The 25505-nt window shown below is 56.2% G+C and carries 22 protein-coding genes; 5 read left to right on the top strand and 17 right to left on the bottom strand.

What is annotated here, in order from left to right; genetic code table 11:
* Nucleotides 1-56: 56 nt before the first annotated feature.
* The 3 genes from tyrR to phhA form a co-directional block, all read right to left on the bottom strand.
* Nucleotides 57-1595 (bottom strand): transcriptional regulator TyrR, encoded by a 1539-nt coding sequence (tyrR, locus tag HC757_RS05065; protein WP_169563207.1) that lies wholly within the window; start codon nucleotides 1593-1595, stop codon nucleotides 57-59.
* Nucleotides 1596-1839: 244 nt separating this feature from the next.
* Nucleotides 1840-2178, bottom strand: coding sequence for a 4a-hydroxytetrahydrobiopterin dehydratase (locus HC757_RS05070; protein ID WP_169563208.1), 339 nt, complete (start codon nucleotides 2176-2178; stop codon nucleotides 1840-1842).
* A 61-nt stretch (nucleotides 2179-2239) separates the two neighbouring features.
* Complete coding sequence (phhA, locus tag HC757_RS05075; protein ID WP_169563342.1) at nucleotides 2240-3037, bottom strand: phenylalanine 4-monooxygenase; 798 nt, start codon at nucleotides 3035-3037, stop codon at nucleotides 2240-2242.
* Between the two features lie 321 nt (nucleotides 3038-3358).
* Between phhA and galU the strand changes: the two genes are divergently transcribed.
* The 3 genes from galU to HC757_RS05090 all read left to right on the top strand — a co-directional run bounded on the left by galU (nucleotide 3359) and on the right by HC757_RS05090 (nucleotide 5815).
* Nucleotides 3359-4267, top strand: coding sequence for a UTP--glucose-1-phosphate uridylyltransferase GalU (gene galU, locus HC757_RS05080; RefSeq protein ID WP_169563209.1), 909 nt, complete (start codon nucleotides 3359-3361; stop codon nucleotides 4265-4267).
* Nucleotides 4267-5280 (top strand): UDP-glucose 4-epimerase GalE, encoded by a 1014-nt coding sequence (gene galE / locus HC757_RS05085; protein WP_169563210.1) that lies wholly within the window; start codon nucleotides 4267-4269, stop codon nucleotides 5278-5280. Before galU ends, galE begins: the two co-directional genes overlap by 1 nt.
* A 115-nt stretch (nucleotides 5281-5395) precedes the next feature.
* Entirely contained in the window at nucleotides 5396-5815 is a 420-nt protein-coding gene (locus HC757_RS05090) for a bactofilin family protein (protein WP_169563211.1), read from the top strand.
* A gap of 10 nt (nucleotides 5816-5825) precedes the next feature.
* Here HC757_RS05090 and HC757_RS05095 read toward each other — a convergent pair whose 3' ends face one another.
* From HC757_RS05095 to cysQ, 4 genes are all read right to left on the bottom strand, one after another.
* On the bottom strand, nucleotides 5826-6518 hold the full coding sequence (locus HC757_RS05095) for a DUF2982 domain-containing protein (RefSeq protein ID WP_169563212.1): 693 nt from the start codon (nucleotides 6516-6518) through the stop codon (nucleotides 5826-5828).
* On the bottom strand, nucleotides 6508-7260 hold the full coding sequence (locus HC757_RS05100; protein WP_169563213.1) for a YdcF family protein: 753 nt from the start codon (nucleotides 7258-7260) through the stop codon (nucleotides 6508-6510). Before HC757_RS05100 ends, HC757_RS05095 begins: the two co-directional genes overlap by 11 nt.
* A 167-nt stretch (nucleotides 7261-7427) precedes the next feature.
* Entirely contained in the window at nucleotides 7428-8330 is a 903-nt protein-coding gene (gene mak, locus HC757_RS05105; RefSeq protein ID WP_169563214.1) for a fructokinase, read from the bottom strand.
* Between the two features lie 64 nt (nucleotides 8331-8394).
* Nucleotides 8395-9195 carry a 3'(2'),5'-bisphosphate nucleotidase CysQ gene (gene cysQ / locus HC757_RS05110; RefSeq protein WP_169563215.1) on the bottom strand — a complete coding sequence of 267 codons (801 nt, stop codon included), beginning with the start codon at nucleotides 9193-9195 and terminating at the stop codon, nucleotides 8395-8397.
* Between the two features lie 700 nt (nucleotides 9196-9895).
* On the opposite strand from cysQ, the gene cspE reads away from it, so the two are divergent.
* Nucleotides 9896-10105, top strand: a complete 210-nt coding sequence (gene cspE / locus HC757_RS05115; protein ID WP_169563216.1) for a transcription antiterminator/RNA stability regulator CspE — start codon at nucleotides 9896-9898, stop codon at nucleotides 10103-10105.
* Nucleotides 10106-10198: 93 nt separating this feature from the next.
* Here cspE and HC757_RS05120 read toward each other — a convergent pair whose 3' ends face one another.
* The gene (locus tag HC757_RS05120) at nucleotides 10199-12145 is read right to left on the bottom strand and encodes a monovalent cation:proton antiporter family protein (protein ID WP_169563217.1); all 1947 of its coding nucleotides are present in this window, start codon (nucleotides 12143-12145) and stop codon (nucleotides 10199-10201) included.
* A 162-nt stretch (nucleotides 12146-12307) separates the two neighbouring features.
* On the opposite strand from HC757_RS05120, the gene dgcS reads away from it, so the two are divergent.
* Nucleotides 12308-13216: a diguanylate cyclase DgcS gene (dgcS, locus tag HC757_RS05125; RefSeq protein ID WP_169563218.1), complete on the top strand. Its 909-nt coding sequence runs from the start codon at nucleotides 12308-12310 to the stop codon at nucleotides 13214-13216.
* Between the two features lie 30 nt (nucleotides 13217-13246).
* Here dgcS and tilS read toward each other — a convergent pair whose 3' ends face one another.
* From tilS to bamA, 9 genes are all read right to left on the bottom strand, one after another.
* A complete protein-coding gene (gene tilS, locus HC757_RS05130; RefSeq protein WP_169563219.1) occupies nucleotides 13247-14632 on the bottom strand; it encodes a tRNA lysidine(34) synthetase TilS in 1386 nt (461 codons plus the stop codon).
* A gap of 65 nt (nucleotides 14633-14697) precedes the next feature.
* Nucleotides 14698-18171 carry a DNA polymerase III subunit alpha gene (gene dnaE, locus HC757_RS05135; RefSeq protein ID WP_169563220.1) on the bottom strand — a complete coding sequence of 1158 codons (3474 nt, stop codon included), beginning with the start codon at nucleotides 18169-18171 and terminating at the stop codon, nucleotides 14698-14700.
* A gap of 111 nt (nucleotides 18172-18282) precedes the next feature.
* Entirely contained in the window at nucleotides 18283-18897 is a 615-nt protein-coding gene (gene rnhB, locus HC757_RS05140) for a ribonuclease HII (protein WP_169563221.1), read from the bottom strand.
* Nucleotides 18884-20047 carry a lipid-A-disaccharide synthase gene (gene lpxB / locus HC757_RS05145; RefSeq protein ID WP_169563222.1) on the bottom strand — a complete coding sequence of 388 codons (1164 nt, stop codon included), beginning with the start codon at nucleotides 20045-20047 and terminating at the stop codon, nucleotides 18884-18886. The genes rnhB and lpxB overlap by 14 nt, the downstream gene beginning before the upstream one ends.
* 127 nt (nucleotides 20048-20174) lie before the next feature.
* The gene (lpxA, locus tag HC757_RS05150) at nucleotides 20175-20945 is read right to left on the bottom strand and encodes an acyl-ACP--UDP-N-acetylglucosamine O-acyltransferase (RefSeq protein WP_169563223.1); all 771 of its coding nucleotides are present in this window, start codon (nucleotides 20943-20945) and stop codon (nucleotides 20175-20177) included.
* Nucleotides 20942-21406, bottom strand: a complete 465-nt coding sequence (fabZ, locus tag HC757_RS05155) for a 3-hydroxyacyl-ACP dehydratase FabZ (protein WP_169563224.1) — start codon at nucleotides 21404-21406, stop codon at nucleotides 20942-20944. Before fabZ ends, lpxA begins: the two co-directional genes overlap by 4 nt.
* A gap of 31 nt (nucleotides 21407-21437) precedes the next feature.
* Nucleotides 21438-22463: a UDP-3-O-(3-hydroxymyristoyl)glucosamine N-acyltransferase gene (gene lpxD, locus HC757_RS05160; RefSeq protein ID WP_169563225.1), complete on the bottom strand. Its 1026-nt coding sequence runs from the start codon at nucleotides 22461-22463 to the stop codon at nucleotides 21438-21440.
* A gap of 3 nt (nucleotides 22464-22466) precedes the next feature.
* Complete coding sequence (locus tag HC757_RS05165) at nucleotides 22467-22973, bottom strand: OmpH/Skp family outer membrane protein (protein ID WP_244623139.1); 507 nt, start codon at nucleotides 22971-22973, stop codon at nucleotides 22467-22469.
* 47 nt (nucleotides 22974-23020) lie between these two features.
* On the bottom strand, nucleotides 23021-25504 hold the full coding sequence (gene bamA, locus HC757_RS05170; protein ID WP_169563226.1) for an outer membrane protein assembly factor BamA: 2484 nt from the start codon (nucleotides 25502-25504) through the stop codon (nucleotides 23021-23023).
* Nucleotide 25505 lies beyond the last annotated feature (1 nt).

Genomic DNA, 25505 nt, shown 5'->3' on the forward strand with positions numbered 1-25505 from the left:
ACGCCGCCGTTCCGTTCAAAAAGCCAACGCTCCGGTGGCAAATTCAATTTACAGCCCTACTTGCGTTTACTTATCTTATATTCCCTGAGCTTGTTGGCGATGGCCGTATGCGACACCCCGAGCTTCTTCGCCAGCTGGCGCGTGCTGGGATAGGCGGGATACAGGCGCCGCAACAGGCTGGCTTCGAATTGTTTCATCGCCTCATCCAGACTGCCCTCGAACTGATTATCGAAATAACCGAATCCTTCGGCATAGGAAGGCAATTTCAGCTGCTCGACCGTGAGTTCCGTCGAGCCATCCCACATGGACACGGCCCTGAATACCGCATTCTTCAACTGGCGCACATTGCCCGGCCAGGCATAGCTGAGCAGGTGATCCCGGCATTGGGCCGAAATCCGCCGCATAGGGCTGGACAGCTGCTGGCTGTAATGCTCGAGAAACATCTCGGTCAGCGGAATGATGTCGATCTTGCGCTCGCGCAGTGACGGCATGTGGTAGCTGAGCACATGGATGCGGTAATAGAGATCTTCACGAAACTCCCCCGTTTGGCATAGCTCGGCGAGATTCTTCTGGGTCGAACATATGATGCGTACATCGGCGCGCACTTCCTCGTCGCCGCCTATGCGCCTGAAGGTGCCATCCTGCAGCAAGCGCAACAGCTTAACCTGGGCCGCCTTGGACATCTCGGCGATTTCATCGAGGAATATGGTGCCGCCCTTGGCCTCTTCGAAGAAGCCACGCTTAACCACCGCCCCCTTGCTGACGTAACCGAACAATTCCTCTTCGGCGGCGCTGTCCGGCAAGGCGGCACAGTTGATGGCGATGAAGGGATGTTCGCGGCGCATGCTGGCGTCATGGCTGGCCCTGGCCATCAGTTCCTTGCCCGTGCCGGTTTCGCCCGTGATCAACAGAGGGGCATCCAACTGGGCCATGCGCCTGGCCTGCTTGAGCACGTCTTTCATCTTGTCGCTGACCGCCAGCACGTTCTCAAACCCTGTGGTCTGGTTCTGCAACGCATTGAACTGCTTGCCTACCCTGGCCGGCGACTTGAGCGACACCACGGCACCTGCGAGTATGGTCTTGTCATTCTCGTCGGGTAAATAGATGGGCAACATCTCGGCCAGGTATTCGTTGGGACCTATCTGGACCCGGGTCGCCTGGGCCAGCACCTGAGATTCACTCAACCAACGTCCGAAGTTGAAGCCTTGCACCCAATGGTTGATGGACTCGTCCAACACCTCATGCTCGGCCATCCCCAGGGTCAGCAGCGCGGACTCGTTGACTATGCAGATCCTGCCCTTGGTATCGATCGAAAATACCGAGTCGGGCAAGGTCTTGAGCAGGGTCTTGAGGGCATAATGTTCCTGCTCCGAGGGCATGAAAGACACGGTACGCACATCGTGGACGCTCTCCACCTTGCGTATCTGCGGCATCAATTCACTCAAGGTATTGAAGCCGATTTCGGCAAATTGCAAGTACAAGAATCCCTGGTTGCTCGCATCTATGGCGATCAGATTGATATGGTAGCGCTCCAGCACCACCAAGATATCTTTCGCCAATCCAACACGATCCTGACAACTAACTTCCAAGCGCATAATGCTGATGTTCCCTGTTTTTAGATTCGATTTATGGGATAAACACGCCGAGTTCTCTCACTATGAACGCCCATAGTGGCATTTAAGAGTCCAGCTCGTAGGGCTGACAGCGGCCGATGAAAATGCGCCTATACGTTAGAAGGTTATCTCAGATGTGGCAAGTGAAGTTTACAGCAGATTTGTAACAAGGGAATAATATCAGTGCCAAACATGATGTAAGGCACTGATCAATATTTGAAATGTGTTAATCGAGCAACTGGTCCGTCTTGGCGGCCATGATGAAGTCGTTCTTATGCAGCCCCTTGATGGAATGAGACCACCAAGTCACAGTCACCTTGCCCCATTCGGTCAGGATCCCGGGATGGTGAAACTCGGCTTCCGCCAGATCCGCCAGCTTATTGGTGAAAGCCATGGCGAGTTTGAAATTCTTGAACTTGTACACACGTTCGAGCTGCATTATGCCGTCACGCACTTCCACTCCCCAGTCGGGGATCATGCGCACCAACTCGGCCAATTCCTGATCTGTGACCTTGGGGGCATCCGCCTGGCAGGCTTCACATTTCATCTCGGATAATACTGTCATCACAACTCCTACTGTCTTTATTATTCGCTTCGGCCAATAGCCTATCTGATTGTTCTGATCGTTAGCTGGCCTTGGATTTAGGCTCAAACTTGGGGGCAAACAGCCCAAGTTTACGTGCTTCTTGCACCGCTGCCATGATGTCCATCCTGGCGATCTCATCGAGGAAATCTATGTGCTCTATGACATAATACACCGGCTGCATGATATCGATTCGATAAGGGGTACGCAGCACATCGATAAGCTCAAACGGCTTACGCTCGGGCACATCGCTCAGGGCGTACAAGGTTTCCCCCGGCGAGCTCAGGATACCGCCACCATAGATACGCAGAGGTTCATTCTTGGCCTGCACCAGGCCAAATTCTATGGTGAACCAATAGAGACGAGCCAGGAATACCCTTTCTTCCTTGCTGGCGGCCAGGCCCAATTTGCCGTACATATGGGAAAAATTGGCGAAAGCCGGGTTGGTCAGCAGCGGGCAATGACCAAATATCTCATGGAAAATATCCGGCTCCTGCAGGTAATCAAATTCTTCCTTACGGCGAATGAAGGTCGCCACGGGAAACTCTTTGTTGGCCAACAATTCGAAGAAACGCCCGAAGGAGATCAGTGCCGGCACCGCCGCCGTCTTCCAACCAGTGGTTTCCAGCAGCACTCTATCTATCTCGGCCAGCTGCGGGATCCTGTCGGTTGGCATGGCCAGGGCGTCCAGCCCCTGAATATATTCATCACAGGCGCGTCCCGGTAAATTAACTGCCTGACGCGCATACAACTGGCCCCAGATGTCGTGCTCTTCCTGGGGATACTGGATAAAGCCTGTGGCGTCGGCCTGCCGCGCCAGGTAAGGAGTACCTTTATTCATCATATTCACTTCACTCTACTGCAATACCCTCATAGTGTTCCAAGGTTAGATTTTTGTTAACTCCCCCTGCCGATATTGTCGGTTCCTAAAGCGGCGACAAACGTAAACTAATACTGACATACACGCCAACAGCCAGAGACATGGGCGTTTTCCGAGCAGCAACAGTGGCGGCATTTGTTGACAGAGGGAGATCCCAGGTTCGTTGCCCAGGCGAAAAATCTTGTCCGAATAGCTAAAATTTAACCTTTGGAAATGGCTTTTCAGCCCAGCTCCTTTACAATAACCGCCATTCACATTCTGGGTTAAGCCTTAAGGGAAAGAATGAAACAAGATAACATACGCAAAGCCGTCATTCCGGTTGCCGGTCTGGGGACCCGCATGTTGCCCGCCACCAAGGCCATCCCCAAGGAGATGCTGCCCGTGGTGGATAAGCCTTTGATCCAATACGTGGTCAGCGAAGCCATCGCCGCCGGGATCAAGGAAATAGTGCTGGTAACCCACGCCAGTAAGAATTCCATCGAAAACCATTTCGACACCAGCTTCGAGCTCGAGGCCCAGCTGGAACGCAGGGTCAAGCGCCAGCTACTGGATGCGGTGCAGTCTATCTGCCCTAAAGATGTGACCATCATCAGCGTACGTCAATCACAGGCCAAGGGCCTGGGGCACGCCATCCTCTGTGCCCGCTCGGTAGTGGGCGATGCCCCCTTCGCCGTGCTGCTGCCGGACGTATTGATCGATGAAGCCAGCTGCGATCTGCAATGGGATAACCTAGCTTCCATGGTGCAGCGCTTCAACGACACCAATGTCGGCCAAATCATGGTCGAAGGCGTGCCCCATCAGCTGGTAGACCAATACGGCATAGCCGATGTCAATGGCCATGATCTCAAGCCCGGTGAGTCCGAACCGCTAATCGAGCTGGTCGAGAAGCCGGCGATCGACGAAGCGCCGTCGAACCTGGCCGTCGTCGGCCGCTATGTGCTGCCGGCCAGCATCTGGCCCCTGCTGGCCAAGACCCCTGCCGGTGCCGGCGATGAGATCCAACTGACGGATGCCATCGCCATGCTGATGGAACAGGAACAGGTCAACGCCTATTATATGCAGGGCAAGAGTCATGACTGCGGCAATAAGCAGGGCTACATGAGAGCCAATATAGAACATGCGCTGCGTCATCAAGAGATAGGCGAAGAGCTTGGGATTTACCTTAAAGAACTAGTCAAAGGATTGAAATAATGGGTATTTTAGTTACAGGCGGCGCGGGTTATATCGGCAGTCATACTCTGGTCGAGCTGCTGAACGCGGGCCATGAGGTCATAGTGTTGGACAATCTGTCCAATTCCTGTGTCGAAGCCCTGGCGCGGGTGGAGCAGATAACCGGCAAGAGCCCGACTTTCTACCAGGGTGACATACTCAACAAGGCCCTGTTACAGAAAGTCTTTCGCGACAATCAGATAGAAGCCGTCATTCACTTTGCCGGCTTGAAAGCCGTCGGCGAGTCCGTCGCCAAGCCGCTCAAGTATTACGAGAACAATGTCACAGGCACCCTGGAGCTATGTCAGGTGATGGCCGAATTCGGGGTCAAGAAGCTGGTATTCAGTTCTTCGGCGACCGTTTATGGCGATCCCGCCAGCTTGCCCATCACAGAGGATTTCCCGACCGGCGCCACCAATCCCTATGGTCGCTCCAAGTTGATGGTCGAGCAGATACTGGCGGATCTGGCCGAGGCCGATGCCAGCTGGAATATTGCCTGCCTGCGTTATTTCAACCCGGTCGGGGCTCACGCCAGTGGCCTGATTGGCGAAGATCCCAACGATATCCCCAACAATCTGATGCCCTTCATCGCCCAGGTGGCGATAGGCAAGCGCGAGCTGCTCAGCGTGTTCGGCGGCGATTATCCGACCCCAGACGGTACAGGAGTCAGGGACTATATCCATGTGGTCGACTTGGCCCGGGGCCATCTGGAGGCCTTGGCTAAACTCGCCGGCAACCCAGGACTCGTGACTTACAATCTGGGAACCGGTCAGGGTTACAGCGTACTGGAGATGCTCCAGGCCTTCGAGAAGGTCTGTGGCAAGCCAATAAACTACAAGATAGTCGAGCGCCGTCCCGGTGATATCGCCGCCTGCTACGCGGATCCTACCCTCGCCAGAGAGGATTTGCAGTGGCAGGCGAGCCATAGCCTGGAAGACATGGTCAGCAGCAGTTGGCACTGGCAATCGTCAAACCCCAATGGTTACAAACACTAACCCATGCCGGCGCCGGCAGCCAAATATCTGGCGGCCAGGCGCCAAATATTTGTGGTTTTGTTAGCGAAAAAATCCGGTTAACATTCGTCTCATCTTTGCTTAACAAGACCAGACTATGTTCAAAAAAAAGAAGCCAACTGCGGCCCTCACCTTCATCGCCCAAGGCACTAAACTGACAGGCATGACAGAGTTCAGCGGCGATGCCTTGATCGGCGGCGAGCTCAATGGCAGTGTCTATTCAGAGGCAAATATCACCATAGAACTCAATGGCTGCATCCAGGGCGAAGTCAAGTGTCACGAGCTGAAGGTGTCGGGTTTTTTCAACGGCAAGTTGGCATGTGACAAGCTCATCATCACAGGCAGTGGCACCCTGGAAGGCGAGATTAGCTGCACCAGCATGGAAATTTACGACGGCGGGCAATTCATAGGCACCAGGGTAAAAGAGCAGCTGATGCTACTCGACTCGGCCCCCAAGGCGGCAGGCGTCACTGAGGGCGGGCAAGATTGCGACTTTGCCGAGGCCGCCGGCGCCTGACAGCGACGGCCTAAGGCTTGCCAGGCGCAGCCGGACTGAAGGCGGCGATCCTTTGGCGCAGCAAGCGCACGAACTCTGCGCTATCGCGGTCCAAGCTGTCTTTGGGAATATACAAGTGGTAGCCAAGATGCGCATTCAAGGTCTGGCATCTATGGCCAAACATCGCCAGCACCCCGCGGTATCTGTCACCCTCGACAAGCAGCGGGGTAAATTCGGCACCGAGATAATGCTCCAAGGACTGCAGATCTTCATCCTGGGTGGCCGCCGTCATCAACAGCGGCCGCTGCTCCGTCAGTAAACCTGTGGCCAATCTGGGGGAGATGTTATCCAACACGGGATTGAGTCGCTTCAGTTTTATGCCGACATAGGGCAGTTCTATCAACTCCATGCCCTGGGTTAACCTGGGAACATCGACCCTGTGGATGTTGTCCCAGGCCACGAACACGCTGCCGCGCCTGTGATAGTAATTCAGCCCTGAGGGCGTGAGCTCCATGCTGGTCTCGGGTTCGTAGAGCTTGGCCAGCCCCAACAACAAGCCGACGGCCCCCAGAGAAAACAGGAGTAACCCGGCGGCAAACAAGCCAGGGTAGACCAGCAGCAAGCTCAGCCCCAGCAACAGGCTGACGCCGCCCCCCACAGACAGGGTCAGGCCATTGCGTTTGGAAAAGGGCCGCACGGCAAAGATATCGCTTTCACACTTCACTCTGGTCTTGCTCCTGTTTGAGCCTGAACCACAACTGCCCCAGATACTCGTGAATGGCGCGCTGGCTGGCCAACAGCTGCCTGGCATCGAGTCGCCACCAATAATCCTCCCTGGCGAGAAAATCCGTCGGCGCCGCCTCAGGCTGCAACCCCTGGGCGGTAAAAATTTGCATGCTTCTCGGCATGTGAGTCGCAGACGTGACCAAACGGAAGGGGGCATCGGCTATCTGAAACTTGGCATATTCGGCTTCTTCTATCGTGTCTCTGGCGAGCGGCAACAGCAGTATCTTATCTTCGGCAACCCCGAGTTCCATGGCCGCATCGGCCATCACCCTGGCATGGGAGCGACTGTTCGTCTCACCATTCCAGCCACTGACCATGAGTTTGCAATCCTGCCCCAACGTCAACTGCCGCAGCCCCTCGGTGAGCCTTGCCAGGGCGACGGGAGACAATTGCTGTGTCGCACTGCCGGCCAGGCTGTCGTCATGGCCTGAGCCCAACACCATCACCAGGCAAGCCCCAGTTATGGCCTGGTTGTTGACGCCATAACTGGATTCCAGCGGTCTGAGCAGCAGATTGCTGCCCCAGACGCTGCTAAGCAGCACCAGGAGTGTCAGCGCCAGCAACGACAGAGGACGGGCGAGGCGGCGATGTCGCCAGAAGAGGAATACGAGCAGGAGCAGCAGACAAACGAAGGGAACCGGCATCGCCAGCTGTGACAGAAGTTTCTTAACCCAGAACATAGGCATCCTCGAGAGTACGGATAAAGACTGAGGCACGTCTCGGGCCAAAGCCGTGAGCCCGGGACGTGCGAGTGCGCCATGCTAGCATGGAAACGCCCCCGGCTTCATCCGGCTAACGGCGAATGAAGCCAGACTCTGTCCCTAGCTTACGGCGCCGGGGTCCGGCATCAGGCCTTCTGCCACAACCAGGCCGCCCCCCGTACCCCGGAGGAACAACCGTAGAGGTTCTGTACCACTGGGGTGCGACACTCGCCGCCCAAGACATACTTGGACAGGAGATCCGGTAGTCTGGGGTAGATGGCATCGATATTCGACATGCCGCCACCCAGCACTATGGCATCGGGATCCAGCATGTTGATCACATGTGCAAGGGAGCGGGCCAGCCTGTCCATATAGCGCTCAAACGCCTGGTTGGCAGCGGCATCGCCCGTGGCGGCCAGGGCCATGATATCGGCGCCCGAGGTCAAGGCCTGGCCCGTGGCGGCATTGTAATCTCGTACGAAGCCGGTGCCTGAGATGAAGGTCTCGATGCAATCCTTATTGCCACAGAAACAGCTGGTGCTGTTGAATTCCGCTGCCGTCATCCAAGGCAGGGGATTATGGCCCCATTCACCGCCTATGCCGTTGCCGCCGCCATGAACCTTGCCGTTGATGGCGATGCCGGCGCCGCAACCCGTGCCTATGATCACGCCAAACACCACGCCTTTACCCGCGGCGGCGCCATCGACGGCTTCCGATACCGCGAAGCAATTGGCATCGTTGGCAACCCGCACCTCACGGTTCAGTCTGGCACCGAGATCCAAGTCCAGCGGATGACCGTTTATCCAGGTGGAATTGGCATTTTTCACCAGACCGGAAAAGGGGGACACCACGCCAGGGATGCCGACCCCGACCGTACCTGTGATCCCGAGACTGGCCTCGGCATCCAACACCAGGGTGGTAACTGCATCCAAGGTCGCCTGGTATTCTCTGGGAGTGGGGACGCGCTTACGGTACAGCTCACGTCCCTCATCACACAAGGCCACCAGTTCTATTTTTGTTCCACCCAGATCGACGCCCATGCGCATCATCAGTCACTCTCCGCTTATCAGTGTAAACTCGGTCCCAGGCATATCGGCCTGCCGAGCGTGAATGTTATTTTGCCCAGCCCGGCGCTGTCGCAATAAAGTAGGGGTTTAAAATCTCTGCCTTCTGGTTATATTTCAATGGCTCGTCTGTGCCGTAGCGAGTCACCCTGCCCCCGGCGGCCTCCAGCACGGCTTGGGCAGCGGCCGTATCCCATTCGCTGGTGGGCCCCAGCCTGGGATAAATATCCGCCGCCCCTTCTGCCAGCAGACAAAACTTGAGCGAACTGCCGACACTGAGCAAGCTATGGGCGCCCAGCGCCTCGAGATAGGCCGCAAGTCCGGGGCTGGCGTGGGAGCGGCTGCCGACGACTATCGGCTCGGGCCGAACGGCATCTGTCTTGCCTGCGCCATCCAGGCGTATCGTCTCGCCTTGATGCACTAACCAGGCACCGCTTGCCAATGAACCCAGATAACACTTGTCGAGCACGGGCGCATACACCACCCCGGCAATGGCGCGGCCTTGATGGATCAAGGCGATGTTGACGGTAAACTCGCCATTACGCTTGAGAAACTCCTTGGTGCCATCCAGGGGATCTATCAGCCAATAAGTCGACCAATGGCGACGAACCTCCCATGGAATATCCGCCGCTTCTTCCGACATCACAGGATATTGCGGGAACTGGCGCGTCAGAGCCGCGACTATCGACTCATGACTGGCAATATCGGCCGCGGTCACAGGGCTAGCATCCGCCTTATGCGCCACTTGCACCTCTGTCTGCCCATAGACTCTGAGTATGGCCTCTCCGGCCTGCAACGCGATAGCGGCAACCTGGTCCAACTGTTCCCGCGAAAGTATCTCTGATGTCACAGCTTAATTCCTTGAAATATTGAGGCGTCATTGCATTATGCCATCTTGCCGGACGGGAATTAATAACATATTCGTCATATATTGATCAAAAGATACTAAGCCAAGGGCGCATGGCTGAAAAGCCTTGCCGGCCGGTTGCATTCGTATTCACCCATGCTCGCCTCCAGCCATGGCACCAAAGAAGCAGCCATGGCCTCAAAGAAATGGCCCCAAAGCAACAATAGTCAGAGTTCGAGCCCGGGACAGGATTAAAAGATCAAAACCGACAACCGGCAACACAACAGGAGCTGAGGCCATGGCATGCTTGAGACCCGTGATCCTGCATGCAGACGGTTGGCAGCGCCCTGCCTCGCAAGATGGGCCAAGATCATTTTTCCTGGGTCCAGGCAGGCATTCACGAGAAAAACCAGGGCCTTGGGGATAAATAGCCGACATTTCCAACAAAAAACGCCCCAGCCCCACAGCGAAAACAGAAAATAAAGCTATACAAAAAAGTGAACTGTGTTAATCTGGACCCCGGCCTGTGATTCAGACCTATTTATAAGCAATATTATGTTTTTGAAAACCTTCGCTGCACCGTGTATTTTGTTTGCCGTCATGAAGCTTTCCACTCATAACTTATCATCAACATAAATAATTCTATTTCTGGCTGTATCCCGCATAATTGCGAATTATTTGATTGAAAATTTTGGAGACATTCATGTCTAAAACTACTGGTGTAGTTAAATGGTTTAACGAAGATAAAGGTTTCGGTTTCATTTCTCCTGACAATGGCGGCGCCGACGCATTCGTTCATTTCCGCGCTATCGTTTCGGATGGTTTCAAAACCTTAGCCGAAGGTCAAAAGGTTTCTTTTGACGTAGAGCAAGGCCAAAAAGGCCCACAAGCTGCGAACGTTACTGTTCTGTAATTAGAATTACACTCGCAGAAAAATGCCAGCTTATGCTGGCATTTTTTATGGGCGTAATTTAGCTTTTAGTCATATGTTACCGCTCTAGAGTCCTCAGCCCTGCAGCAGATACTCTTCGGCTTTTTCTACCCTTCTGGGTTTCCCCACCAATAACAAGATATCACCGGCCTGGATCAACCAACTGGCATCCGGGTGATCCACTTCCGCGCCGCCGCGCCGCACCGCCCTGAGCTCCACCTTGAGTTTATCCCAGGGGATATCGGCCAGACACTTGCCGACAGCATTGGCTTCCCTGGGCAAGGCGACCGCATGCAGCAACTCCAGGGTGAAGTCGGTCTCAGTGCCGGAAAAGAAGCCATGCAAATATTGATAATGATTGCGCCGCTCAAACTCGAGCCGTTTCAGGATCCGCGCCAGCGGCACCCCGCATTGGTACAACACCTGGGACACCAACATCAGGCTGCCTTCGAGGGACTCGGGGATCACTTGGCTGGCACCGGCCTTCTCCAACTCCTCCAGGCCAACGCTGTCACGGGTACGCACCAAGATCTTGGCCTCAGGCGCCAGAGTCTTGCAGAGCGGCAAGACTTCTTCCAGGCTTCTGGAGTCGTAGAAAGTCACCACCACCATCTTCGCCTGCCGTACCCCGGATTGCTTTAGGATGCTGCGCTTACAGGCATCACCAAAATAGACCGGCTCGCCGCCACGCCGCGCCTCAGAGACCCGGGTGGGGTCGAGATCCAGCACCCTATAGGGCACGGCCTCCGTCTTGAGGAACCTGGCTATGGTCTGGCCGACCCGGCCATAACCCAGGATAAGCACCAGCTCTTTGACATCTTGCATGGCGTCATCCGGCTTTTCCATCACCACCTTGGGGCCGAGCCCCTGGGCCCAGCGGCCAATGCTCACGCTGTGGCGCACCAACCAGGGAGCGAGCGACATGGATAAGACGGCCACCATCACGAATATGGTGCTGACCTCCTTATCCAGGAGTTGGTAATTGACCGCCAGCGCCAGGGCCACGAAACTGAATTCCCCCACCTGGGCCAGCGTCATGCCCGTGCTCAGCGCTATCCGGACGGGTTCGCCGATCAAACGCAGCAAGCCATAGACGATCGCCGTCTTACCCAGGATAACCGCCGACAGGATCAGGAGTATCTGCCACCAGTAATGCAGCACCAAACCGAAATCCAACAGCATGCCGATGGAAATGAAAAATAGCCCCATCAGCAGATCCCGAAACGGCCGTATGTCCGCCTCCAGCTGACGACGATACTGGCTCTCCCCCAATAACATCCCCGCCATGAAGGCCCCCAACGCCATGGACAGTCCCAGCCACTGCGTCAGGACCCCGGTCAACAGGGCCACCACCAAGGTCGACAGCACGAACAGCTCATTGGAGCGGGAGCGGGCGACCTCATCGAATACCCTGGGCAAGGCCCATTTGCCGAACGCCATCAAGACGATGAAGGCCAGTATGCCTTTCACCAGTGCCAGCAGTATGGGGATAAAATCCAGAGATTCGCCATCGGCGGCCAACAGGGGCAGCAAGATCAGCAGGGGCACCACGGCCAGGTCCTGAAACAGCAACACACTGACGGAAAGTTCACCATGACGTCGCCTCAGCCAACTCTGTTCATTGAGCAGCTTAAGCACGATAGCCGTCGAAGATAAGGCGACGGCCGAGCCTATGATCAGCGCTTCGGCCAGGGTGCGGGAGCACAACCAGGCGACGGCCATGCTCAGTATGGTCGTGATGGCCACCTGGGCGAAACCCAGGCCGAAAACGGTGCGCCGCATGGCCCAGAGCCTGGGCACGGAGAATTCCAGCCCCAGGGTAAACATGAGTAACACCACCCCCAGCTCGGCCACCGACTGCATCTGCTGCTGGCTGAACCAATGAAAGCCGCTCGGGCCACTGACGACCCCGGTCAGGAGATAGGCCAGAATCGCCGGCAACCCCAGACGCCGCAACAGGGCGATGCTGACGATGGCGATGACCAGCATCAGTAAGATCTGAATGAGAAAACTGTGTTCCATGCGCCGTCTAAGCCCCCAGTCAATATACTGACATAGGTATAGCGTTAAGGGTAACTACAAGATTAACTGAATGACAAATAAAGACAAATTTAATTAAAAAGATATTCGGCATGTTCTTTGCTTATTTATTAACTATTATCAACCTCCCCGCTGGAGCAAGCTATGGATTTTGGCCTGACGACCGAGCTATTCCCGAATGAATACCGCTATCGGCCAACTTTGGCCGCCAATGACAAGCCCATGATAGATCTGGTGCAAGTCATACAAGGGCTGCATATGAGTTTAGATCCCAGGACAGTTTTTGCCTGTTACGGCAATGTGCTGGGACAACACTTGCCGGTCATGGGCGTGGACTTGTCGCTTGCCCAGCAGGAATTCAGCTGGGGCAGTCCCCATGGCATCAGCATGAGCCGCTACCTGGATTATGGCGATCGCGCCCTCAGCCTGAATTACAAGCTACAGAGCCTGCTGACCCAGCAACAGCTGGCCTTGCTGCAGGACATCGAGGCCCTGCTGCTGCAACCTCTGCTCAATGCGGTGCAATACCAGGCCATGTCCACCCAGGCCATGTTCGACTCGCTCACAGGGCTGGGAAACCGTCACTATTACCAAGAGAGTGTGAAGACGGCCGTCGCCCGCAGCCAACGCAACTTGGGGCAGGTTTCACTGGTGATCCTGGATCTGGATAACTTCAAGCAACTCAACGATTGTTTCGGTCATGCCTGTGGTGACAGCATACTCAAGGTCTTTGGCGAATTGCTCAATGAGTCCATCCGTAACACAGATCAGGCATTTCGTATCGGCGGGGATGAATTCGTGGTGCTGGTACAGGGCGATGCCCATGCCGCCGCCATCTTGTGTGAACGCATCATAAGTAAGATGCTCCAACAGCCGCTGTTGATGCGTTTCGAGGTGAGGGCCAGTCTGGGGGTCGCCCAATTGGCCGAGGAACAGGAGCATCATCAGCTCTATGAATTGGCCGACAGGGCGCTATACCAGGCCAAGGCCGCCGGCAGGAACTGTTACCGGATCAGCATGACCGACTATGATGAAGAGAGGATCAGTGCCTGAACGCCGCTCGCACTCCCCCGAATTGACGGCCTAGAGAGGGCCATCCTCCAGTACACAGGAGAGTCCGGACTCATCGGCAGCGCAGACGGCCGATTTTTCCAGCCAGAGGCCGACGGCCGCAACCGGCTTGTCGCCATAGAAGAGCAAAGGCCAGCCGGCGCGCTTCCAGGGGGGAATACCGAATTCCTGCCACAACTTCTTCAGCTCGCGCCCTTTGGCCCTCTGCTGCGGATGACAGCGTAAACTCCCCCCCTGATTGAACCTGACAGTCACAGGCTCCCCCGCCGCGGGCAATCTCAACCTGGGCCCTGTGTCTGTCAGGCATAGACGCAGCCCACAGGCGTTGGCCAGGGGCAGCTGCAGCGTCTTGCCGGCCAGCAGTTCTGCCATCTCGGCCGACGTTAACGCCCTTTGGCTGGCCGGCGCCTCCTCGGTGGCGGCACTGATGTAGGCCTGGGTTTGAAAGCGTCGTACCACCAGACCCGAGACCCGGATCTCGACCCTGGCATCTTCCCTGGCATGCAGCAGCTGACGGCGGATCTGCTCCAATTGCAACTGAGACGGCGGCTTGAGCCCGAGTCTGTCGATATAGCCCCGCAGCAGCAGCGCCTGCCAGGCGGGGGATAAAGACTCGAATCCCCTTAGCCTCAGTGCCGAACCCCCATGAGGCACGGCTTCATCTATCCACTCGGGTAAGCGCTTGCTCACCTCTTCGTCGATTACGGCCTGCTGCTCGGCGCAGAGGGCGGCACTGCGACTGGCCGTGCTGGCAATCGCCCCCCAGCGTGCCTTCAATCTGGGAATGATCTCCAGCCGCAAGAAGTTACGATCGAACTTATCGTCGGCATTGCTCTCATCCTCAATGTGCGCAAGATGATGCCTCTGGGCATAGGCTTCGATCTGCTCGCGGCTGACATCCAGCAGCGGCCGCAGCTGCCACTTGTCGCCATCCAATGGCTGCCGCGCGCCCATGGCCGCCAGGCCCTTGGGCCCCTGGCCGCGCTTGAGCGCCAACAGTATGGTTTCCAGCTGATCGTCTTCATGGTGGGCCGTCAGGAGCAGATCGCCCGTTTGCATCAGGGCAAGGATGGCCAGATAGCGGGCAGAGCGGGCCTCGGCCTCCAGGCTCAATCTCGGGCCCTGGCGCACCTTGACCCTCTGCACCTTGAGTGTCAGGCCATAGGCGTCGGCGCTGGCCTGACAATGCCGGGTCCAGGCCTCGGCGTTGGCACTCAAGCCATGATGCACATGCACCAATAACACCTGCCGCTGCGGATGGCGCTTGGCATACAGGCTCAGGCCATGGGCCAACACTTCAGAGTCGACGCCCCCGCTGTAAGCCAGCACTAACTTAGCCGTCGCCGGCAGACTCAGGGTCTGCAATTGCGCCTCGATACGCCCCGCCACGTCGATCATCTTTATGTATACCTCGGTTGTCGTCCCAGCCGGCACTCATGAGCCAAAGTGGCAGGGATAAGCGCCTAGAATAAGATCCTGACCTTGTCCGAACCCAGCAGGGACTCGAGCGCCAACATGAGCTCATCCGTGGGATTGACCCGCCAGTCATCCCCCAGCCTGAACTGCCCCTTGGCCGCCTGCTGAGCATAGTTGAGCAACACGGGCACGGCACCGTGACGCCAGGGGGTCAGGGTCTGCTCGAAACTGTCCAGCCACTGGGGCGAGATGGCGTCGGCATCGAGATCTATTTCCACCGCGCTGGCGAAATGACTGCGGGCCTCACCTATGTCTATGATGTTGCGCGCCGTCATGCGGTTGCCGCCGGAGAAATCATCGACACTCACCTCGCCTTCACAGATGAGGATCCTGTCCTTCTCCAGCAAGTGGCCGAACTTCTCGAATGCCTCGGTAAACAGCATTATCTCCAGCCGGGCGCTCTTGTCATCCAGGGTCACCAGGCCCATCTTGGAGCCACGCTTGGTCAACATCACCCGGGTCGCCACCACCAGGCCCGCCGCCTTGACCGTCTTGCCGCGCTCGGTCGGGTGTATGTCCTTCAGCCTGCCGGAGGTATAGTGCTTCAGCTCCTTCAGGTACTGATTGATGGGGTGGCCGGTCAGGTACAGGCCAAGCGTCTCGCGCTCGCCCTCGAGCCAGATCTTATCCGGCCAGGGGGTACATTCCACAAACTGCTGCTTGTTGTCTTCCGGCTCGCTGTTGAGCAGACCGAACATGTCGTGCTGGCCTATGGCCTCGGCCTTGGCATGCTGATCCGCGGCGCGGATCGCCTCCGGCAGGGTCGCCATCATGGATGCCCTGTGGGGCCCCAGGGCATCGAGCGCCCCGGCGCAGATGAGCTTCTCTATCACCCGCTTATTGAGTTTCTTCAGATCGATACGGGCGCAGAAATCGAATAAGTCGCTGAAGGGTCCATGCTGGCGCGCCTCGAGGATGGACTCCACCGGCCCCTCACCCACCCCCTTGATGGCACCTATGCCGTAGACTATGTTGAGGTCGTCATCCACGGTAAATTTAAACAACCCCTTGTTGACGTCCGGTGGAATGAGCGGCAGCCCCATGCGCTCGCACTCGTCCACCAGGGTGACTATCTTGTCTGTGTTGTCCATATCCGCCGACATCACAGCCGCCATAAACTGCGACGGGTAATGGGTCTTGAGCCACAGCGTCTGGTAGGACACCAAGGCATAGGCGGCCGAATGCGACTTGTTGAAGCCGTAACCGGCGAATTTTTCCACCAAGTCGAAGATCTTCATCGACAGCTCGCCGTCGACGCCGTTCTTGATCGCCCCCTCCTTGAAGGTGCCGCGCTGCTTGGCCATCTCCTCGGGCTTCTTCTTACCCATGGCACGGCGCAACATGTCGGCGCCGCCCAGGGTATAGCCGGCCAGCACCTGGGCGATTTGCATCACCTGCTCCTGGTACAGAATGATGCCGTAGGTGGGCTCCAGCAGCGTCTTGAGCGACTCGTGCTGGTACTCGGCATCCGGGTAAGACACTTCCTCACGGCCATGCTTACGCTCAATGAAGTTGTCCACCATGCCGGACTGCAGCGGCCCCGGGCGGAATAGCGCCACCAGGGCGATCATGTCTTCGAAGCAGTCGGGCTGCAGCCGTTTGATCAGATCTTTCATGCCGCGTGATTCCAGCTGGAATACCGCTGTGGTCTCGTAGCGTTGCAGCAGGCGGAACGAGGCGGGATCATCCAGCGGGATCGCCTCGATGCGCACCGGCGGCCGACCGTGCTTCTCTTCGACGCTGTTGACCATCTCCAGCGCCCAGTCGACGATCGTCAGGGTTCGCAGCCCGAGGAAGTCGAACTTCACCAGCCCGGCGGTTTCCACGTCGTTCTTGTCGAACTGGGTCACAGGGTTGTTGCCTTCGGCATCGCAGTACAGCGGCGAGAAGTCGGTGATCTTGGTCGGGGCTATCACCACCCCACCCGCGTGCTTGCCGGCGTTACGGGTCACGCCTTCGAGTTTGCGGCACATGTCGATGAGATCTTTGACGTCTTCATCGGCATCGTAGGACTCCTGCAGCGCCGGCTCGACCTCGAAGGCCTTGGCCAGGGTCATGCCGGGCTCGGGCGGGATCAGCTTGGAGATACGGTCGACGAAACCATAGGGGTGTCCCAGCACCCGGCCGACGTCGCGGATAACGGCCTTGGCCGCCATGGTACCGAAGGTGATGATCTGGGATACCGCCTCGCGGCCATAGAGCTCTGCGACGTGATCTATCACTTCATCACGCCTGTCCATGCAGAAGTCGACGTCGAAGTCGGGCATGGATACCCGCTCCGGGTTGAGGAAACGTTCGAACAGCAAGTCGAACTCCAGCGGATCCAGATCCGTGATCTTGAGGGCATAAGCCACCAAGGAACCGGCACCCGAGCCCCGGCCTGGGCCGACGGGAATACCATTGTCCTTACCCCACTGGATGAACTCCATCACGATCAGGAAGTAACCCGGGAAGCCCATCTGGTTGATCACCCTGAGTTCGATATCCAGGCGTTCGTCGTACTCGCCGCGTTTCTCGGCGCGCACTTGCGGGTCGGGGAACAGGAATTCCAGCCGCTCTTCCAGGCCCTTCCTGGAGCAAGCCACCAGGAAGTCCTCGATGGACATGTCGCCCGTGGGAAAGTTGGGCAGGAAATACTCATGCAAGCGAATGGTGACGTTGCAGCGCTTGGCGATTTCGACACTGTTGGCGGTGGCCGCGGGTATGTCGCTGAACAACTCCAGCATCTCCTCTTCGCTGCGCAGATACTGCTGCTCGCTGTACTTCTTGGGGCGGCGGGGATCGGCCAGGGTGAAACCGTCGTGAATGGCGACGCGGATCTCATGGGCCTCGAAGTCTTCCGGCTGCAGGAACACCACCTGATTGGTGGCGACCACAGGCAGGCCCTTCTCTTCGGCGAGCGCCACCGCCATGTGCAGATAACGCTCTTCATCGGCGCGGCCGGTACGGATCAACTCGAGAAAGTAGCGCTCGGGGAAGTGTGTCTGGTAGAAGTCGCACAGGGACTCGACCTGTCCGCCATTGCCCTTGAGCAGCGCCTTGCCCAGATCCCCTTCCTTGGCCCCGGACAAGAGCAGGATCCCCTCGTTATAGGTCTGCAACCACTGCTGATCTATCACCACCCTGCCGGCAACCTGACCACGCAGATAGGCCTGACTGATCAACTGGGTCAGGTTCTGATAGCCTATGTTATCCATGGCCAGCACTGTCAGGGCACACAGCTCGGACTCGAAGCCCGGCACCTGCATCCAGAAATCGGCTCCTATGATGGGCTTGATGCCGGCGCCATGGCAGCCGCTGTAAAATTTCACCAGGCCACAGAAGTTATTCTGATCCGTCAGCCCCAGCGCCGCCATGCCCAGGGCTTCGGCCCTGGCAAGAATAGGCTTGACCTTGGCGACGCCATCGGACATGGAAAAATCACTGTGGACACGCAGATGCACAAAACGAGGATCGGACATAATTTTGGGTTATCTATGAATAGCCAGTTAAACAAAATAAAAATAAGAGTCAGCCTAACAGACTCGCGCCGTCAGAGCCACAAGGCATAAGACGCAGTCAGAGCCGGGAAACTAGCGCGCCAGCAAGTCTCTCACGGGAGCGAAACTCTTTCTATGCTCGGCCAACACACCGTACTTGGCCAGTGCCTCGAAGTGGACCTGGGTGGGATAGCCCTTGTGCTTGGCGAAACCGTATTGTGGATAGGCTTGATCCAAGACAGCCATCTCCCGGTCACGGGTGACCTTGGCTATGATGGAAGCGGCGCTGATGGCGGCAACCAGACCATCCCCCTTGACTATGGCATGGGATGGCAGGCCGAAATCCGGGCTGCGATTGCCGTCGACCAACACAGATGCCGGCGTCAGACTCAAGGCCGCAACGGCACGCTGCATGGCGAGCATGGTCGCATGCAAGATGTTGAGCGAATCGATTTCGGCCGGGCTGGCGCGGCCCACGGCGAAGCATAGCGCCTTGTCACAAATCTCGGCGAACAGGAGTTCGCGGCGTTTCTCCGACAGCTTCTTGGAATCGTTCAAACCCGCTATAGGCCTGTCCGGATCCAGAATCACCGCCGCCGTCACGACATCGCCAACCAGGGGGCCACGGCCGACTTCATCGACCCCGGCAACCAAGCCCTGGGACAGGCTGAGCACTTGTGCCTCGGTAATATTCTTAATGACCGCCATTGGGCTGCACTCCGACCAATTTCAATACCGCCTCGGCGGCCCTGGCGCTGGCATTGCACCTGAGCCTGTCGTGCAGACGTTCAAACTCGGCTTCTTGTGGCGCAAAGTCTCTGTCCAGCTCGGCCGCGACCGCATCTGCGATACGCTCGGGGGTGCACTCGTTCTGGATCAATTCGGGTACCAATTCGGTGGCGGCCAACAAGTTAGGCAGAGAATACTTATCTATCTGCATCAGTCGCTTGGCGATACTATAGGTCACAGGGCTGACGCGATATGCCACCACCATGGGACGCTTCACCAGCATGGCCTCCAGGGTGGCGGTTCCCGACGCCAGCAGTATGGCGTCGGCCGCCGCCATCACCTCCCTGGAATGACCTTCGATGAGCGTGATTTCCAGATCGGGGGCAAACTCCTGCAACGCCGCCTCGAACTGGGCACGACGCGCCTGATTGACCAAGGGGGTCACGAAACGCAGATCCGGATAACGCTGTTTGAGCAGACTGGCGGCGCGGACGAAGGGTTCGGCCAGCATCTTAAGCTCGCCACCGCGGGAACCGGGCAACACAGCCAGGTATTCGGCGTGCGCCTCCAGTCCCAGCGCTTGCCGCGCGGCCGCTTTATCCGAATGCATGGGGATGTCATCGGCCAGGGTATGGCCGACGAAGGTACAAGGCACCTTGTACTTATCGTAGAAGGCCTTCTCAAACGGCAACAGAGACAACACCATGTGGGTCGCCTTGGCTATCTTGAAGATGCGCTTCGGACGCCAGGCCCATACGGAGGGGCTGACATAATGCACTGTCTTGATCCCACGGGCCTTGAGTTTCAGCTCGAGCCCTATGTTGAAATCCGGGGCATCTATGCCGATGAAACAATCCGGCTGCAGTTCGCTGATCTGCTTGACGAGACTGGCGCGTACCTTGAGCAGTCTGGGCAGGCGTGACAGCACTTCGACTATGCCCATCACCGCCAGTTCTTCCATGGCGAACAGGGATTCGAAGCCAAGGGCCTGCATGCGTGGGCCACCTATGCCGACAAAACGTGCCTGGGGATAGGTGTGCTGCAGCGCGGCCATGAGACCGGCCCCTAAAATATCGCCGGAGATTTCTCCGGCGACCATGGCAAACACTAACTGGGATTTTTTGCTCATATGCCAATCATGCTCAAGAAAATCGAATGTAACCGGCTCATGTTCAACGGCCCTTGTCTAATCCAGCTGCCTGGAGTCAGCTGGAATATTAACCCATCGAGTTAACCTGTTAAATTAACAGGCTAAATTAACGTACTATACCGCGGCTCGACGCCTTGACGAACTCAAGCATCAGTTTCACCTGGGCATCATTTTCGGCATCGTCCGCCAGGGCCGCGGTCGCTTCTTCGACCGTCAGGCTGCTGCGATACAGTGTCTTATAGGCGCGGCGCACCGCCAACTGGCTTTCCTTGGAGAAACCGCGACGCTTCATGCCCTCGCTATTCAAACCCCGAGGGATCGCCGGTTGGCCGGCTGCCATCACGAAGGGCGGCACATCCTGGAGGATCAGCGAATAACCCGCGGTAAAGGCATGGGCGCCTATATGCACGAACTGATGCACCCCTGTCATGCCACCGAGAATGGCCCAGTCACCCACGTGTACATGGCCGGCGATCGAGGCGTTGTTTGCCAAAATCACATTGTCCCCCACCACACAATCGTGGGCGATATGCACATAGTTCATGAACAGGTTATTGGAACCGATACGGGTCTCACCCTGATCCTGAACCGTGCCGCGATGTATGGTGACATTCTCGCGTATGACGTTATTGTCGCCTATGAGCAACCGGGTTGGTTCACCGGCATATTTCTTATCCTGGCACTCTTCACCGACGGACGCGAACTGAAAGATGCGATTGCCTTTACCTATGACTGTCGGGCCCTTGACCACCACGTGGGAGCCGAGCCAAGTATCGTCACCTATCTCGACGCCGGGACCCACATAAGTCCAGGGGCCTATGGTGACATTCTTACCAATCTTGGCATCGGGATGAACGAACGCTAATGTATCTATCACTTACTGATCTCTCTGCGGGCACACATGATTTCGGCTGAACAAACCAGCTCGCCATCCACTTTGGCCTCGCCGACAAACACGCCAATTCCACGGCGTTCCTTGATTAACTTCACCTCGAAATGCACCTGATCGCCAGGCTCGACCACCCGCTTGAAACGGGCCTTGTCGATTCCGGCAAAATAATAGAGCACGTTATCGGGTGGCACATCATCACTCATGGTCTTGAAGGCTAAAAGCCCTGTGGCCTGAGCCATGGCTTCCAGGATAAGTACACCTGGCATCACTGGCTGAACCGGGAAATGTCCCTGAAAAAAGGGTTCATTGATAGTGACATTTTTAATCGCGTGCAGGCTCTCACCCGGGGTGTAATCCAGCACACGATCGATGAGCAAAAACGGGTACCTATGGGGTAAATACTTGAGTATTTCTTTGATATCCATAGTGTTTAATTGATTAGACACGAACACATTTCCTCAAATTGCCCTAGGACAATTAATCTTCTGTTTTTAATGTTTTTTCCAACTGTTTGACCCGTTGGAACAGCTCGTCCAGCTGCCGGAAACGAACCGTATTCCTGCGCCATAACTTGTTTTCCATCGCCACTGTCGCCGACGAATACACACCAGGTACTCTGACCTCGCTGGTCACATTGGTGCCGCCACTTATGTGTGCCCCATCGACTATGTTGAGATGACCTGCGATGGCGCTGTTGCCACCGACGATACAATATTTGCCCAAGCGTACGCTGCCGGCGATGGTGCTGTTACCGGCAATGGCGCTGTTTTCACCTATGATGTCGTTGTGTGCTATCTGCACCTGATTATCTATGATGACACCATGGTGAATTTCCGTGTGGCCGAGCGCCCCTCTGTCTATCGTGGTGCTGGCGCCTATTTCGACTCTGTCGCCTATGCGCACTCCGCCGGTCTGGGGGATCTTAACCCATTGACCGCGCTCATTGGCATAACCGAAACCATCTGAGCCTATGACGGCACCCGAGTGCACGATACAATCCCGCCCCAGTTGCACATCATGGTAGAGGGTCACATTGGCCCACAGGCGCGTGTTGGAACCGACTATCGAGTCCTGTCCTATCACAGTCCCTGGGCCGACTTGCACGCCGTCACCCAAGATCACCCTGGCGCCTATGACGGCATTGGCACCGACGGCGACTCCTTCCCCCAGCATGGCGCTCGGGTGTATCTGTGCCGAAGCGTGTATCCCCTCGGCGGCATTGGGTGTGGTGTCCAGCAGTTGCGCAACCCGGGCGAAACCTACGTAAGGGTCCGCCAGCACCAGGGCATTACCCGCATAATCGGCAGCATCTTTGGCCGTGAGCAAAACCGCGGCGGCTCGGGTATGTTCGAGTTGCGAGCGGTATTTGCTGTTGGCTAAAAAAGAGATTTGCCCATCGACTGCAGCTTCCAGTGTCGCAACACCTGTTATGACCAGAGACGCATCTCCTTGGACATCGGCGCCCAGCAACAGGCCAAGCTCTTTTAAGGTCACACTCTTCATCTATTACTTGCCTTTGCTCAAGGCTTCGATCACCTTGTTGCTGATATCGGCATCGGGCTTAACAAAAACTACGGCACCGCTTTGCAACACCATGTCATATTGCTCTTTTTGGGCTATGGTGTTCACGGCATTCTGCACTTGGGTCAACAGCTTATTCTTTTCTTCGCCGTTACGACGACGAAAATCTTCATCCAATGCCTTACCCTTCAACTGGTATTCGGCCTTCGCCGATTCCATCTTACGCACCAGTTCAGTCTTCTGAGCGTCGGACATCAGGGCGCCGTCGCGTTGCTGTTTCTCCAGCATGGAACGCAATTCTTCTTCCATCTTTTTCACTTCAGCCACACGATCGGCGAACTCGGCCTGGATGGATTTGCCAATCTGCTCGCGCTGTGGCAGTTGTTGTACCACGGCATTGATATCTACTACCGCGATTTTTTCAGCCTGGGCAACCACGGGGGCGGCCAATAATACCAGTGTCATGAATGCGCGATTTACTAACTTGTTCAAAATAGACTCCTTGTTAAATTCAGCAAAACTTGCCGAGTGTATGGGTTTTAGAAGGTTTTTCCAATATTGAACGAAAAGATCTCTGTCTCATCGTCTTCATATTCTTTAATTGGCCAGGCCAGGCTGAATATCATGGGTCCCATGGGCGACAACCATTGCACGCTCATGCCCCAGGAGGCACGGATGCGGGCCGGATCGCTATAGTCAGACAGCTTAGCAAACTCATCCGCCGGCAGATAGCGATAGGAATTATAATCAAATTCCGTATCCCAGACATTACCCGCATCGACGAATAAACTGGTACGTACCGAATTGGTATAGGCCTCATCCAAAAATGGCACAGGCACTATCAGCTCCATGCTGGCCGTCGCGACCGCATTGGCACCGACAGAGCGGCCAGAGCTGACCTGGATACTGTTTGGCTCCCCTGGCAGGCTGCAGCTTTCGCCGGCCACGTCGGGTCCACAAGGCTCGCTGCCACGATACAGATAGAAGGAGCGAGGACCAACCGAGTTCGACTTGAAGCCGCGCAGCGAGCTGCTGCCACCGGAATAATAATTCTCCCAGAATGGCAAGATCTGATCGTTGTCGTTGAACTTACCATAACCGTTACCATAGCCAAGATGCGCCCGGGTCAGGAACACGAAGCTATGGTTACGGGTCAGCGGGAAATAGAAGTTAGTATCGAAATCCGTCTTGAAATACTGCAGATCCGAGCCTGGGACAGTCATCTTGCCACTTAGACGCTGTGATGAGCCGTCGGTCGGGAAAGTGCCGCGGTTCAGCGTGCTGCGATACCAACCCAGATTCAGTTCGAAGTTATTGAAATCAAGCGACGCATTGGGATCGTCAGATTCACGGTAGATGTTATAGAACCGCAACGCCTGCTCGTAGGCGGACGTTTCCGAGATGCCATCATGACGATAGCCTATGCCGCCGTTGATACGATTGTATTCGTTGAGGTTGAAACCCGAGGTTAACGACACCCCATAGGAGTTTCTCTTGTAACGTTCCAGGTTGGCCTGGTTGGCATCGAACTCACTCCAGAAGACGCTGCCGCCGAGGCTGACGTGGTCCTTGGTCCAGTAGGGATCCGTGTAGCTCAAGTTAGCGCTTTTGGAATATTTATTGGTGTTCAGGTTGATGCCGGCCTGATTGCCGGTACCCAGGAAGTTGCTCTGTTGCACCCCCAGCTGCAGGCTAACGCCAGATTCGGTACCATAGCCCACCCCGGCGTTGAAGGAGCCAGACGGCTGCTCCTTCACCTTGAAGGCCACATCCACCAGATCATCTGTGCCAGGCACCTGTATGGTCTCAGTGTCTACCGTCTCGAAGTAGCCCAAACGGTTGAGGTTGCTCTTTGAAAGCTCAACCTGCGCCGAGTTTAACCAGGCGCCTTCCATCTGGCGCAACTCCCGGCGCAACACTTCATCTTTCGTCACCTGGTTACCGGTGAAGTTAATCGAGCGCACATAGACCCGCTTACCCGGCTTGATGTTGATATTGAGGGTTACTTCCTTAGTCTCATCATCGATTTCAGGGTAGGTCTTCACTTCCGGATAGGCGTAACCGAAACGCCCCAGATACTTGCTGTACATTTCTTCGGTGAAGGTGACATCGCTGCCATTGTACATGTCGCCATCCTTGATGGGGAGAATGGCTCTCATCAGAGGCTCGCGGCCCATGAGATCCCCGGTCAAGTTGACTTCCTTGACCTTGTATTTCTCACCTTCGTCGACATTGATAGTGATGTACAGTCCCTTGCGATCCGGGGTCATGGCAACCTGGGTCGAAGTCACATCGAAGCGAATATAACCTTGGTTATGATAATAGGTCTTGATGGTTTCCAGATCCGCCTGCAGCTTCTGCTTCTGGTAACGGCGCTCGCCAAACAGATCCCACCAGGCGACATAGTCTTTCAGCTCCAGCATACCGATGAGCTCGGCATCGCTGAATTGAGTATTGCCTATGATGTTGATCTGACGAATTTCCGCCGCCAAGCCTTCGGTAAACTTAAATTTCAACTCGACCCTATTCCTGGGCAAGTTAATGATCTGGGCCTCGACCTTGGCGCCGTATTTGCCCACACCATAATAGAAGTCCTGCAGCCCCTTCTCTATCCCGGTCAACATGGTCCTGTCCAACGACTCTCCCACCTTGACGCCCGAGCCGTCGAGACTCTCCTGCAGCTGCTCATCCTTGATGTCTTTGTTACCTTCGAAGGTAACGGCACTGATGGTTGGCCGTTCCTTCACTGTCACCACCAGCACGTCGCCGTCACGACTGACTTCGACATTTTCGAAATTGCTCGAGGCATACAGACTCTTAATCGCCTGTTGCAGCTTAAGCTGATCGACAGTATCTCCCACTTTAACCGGCAGGCTCAGCAAGGCAGCACCCAGTGCTACTCGCTGTAAACCTTCAACTTGAATGTCGGCCACTTTGAAAGGTTGGAAAGTTTCGGCCAACGCATTCCCAGAAAATGACGCACCGACGAATAACATCGAGGCAAAAAGTTTATTCAATCTCATA

The sequence above is a fragment of the Shewanella salipaludis genome (assembly GCF_012911865.1).
Taxonomy (GTDB): domain Bacteria; phylum Pseudomonadota; class Gammaproteobacteria; order Enterobacterales; family Shewanellaceae; genus Shewanella; species Shewanella salipaludis.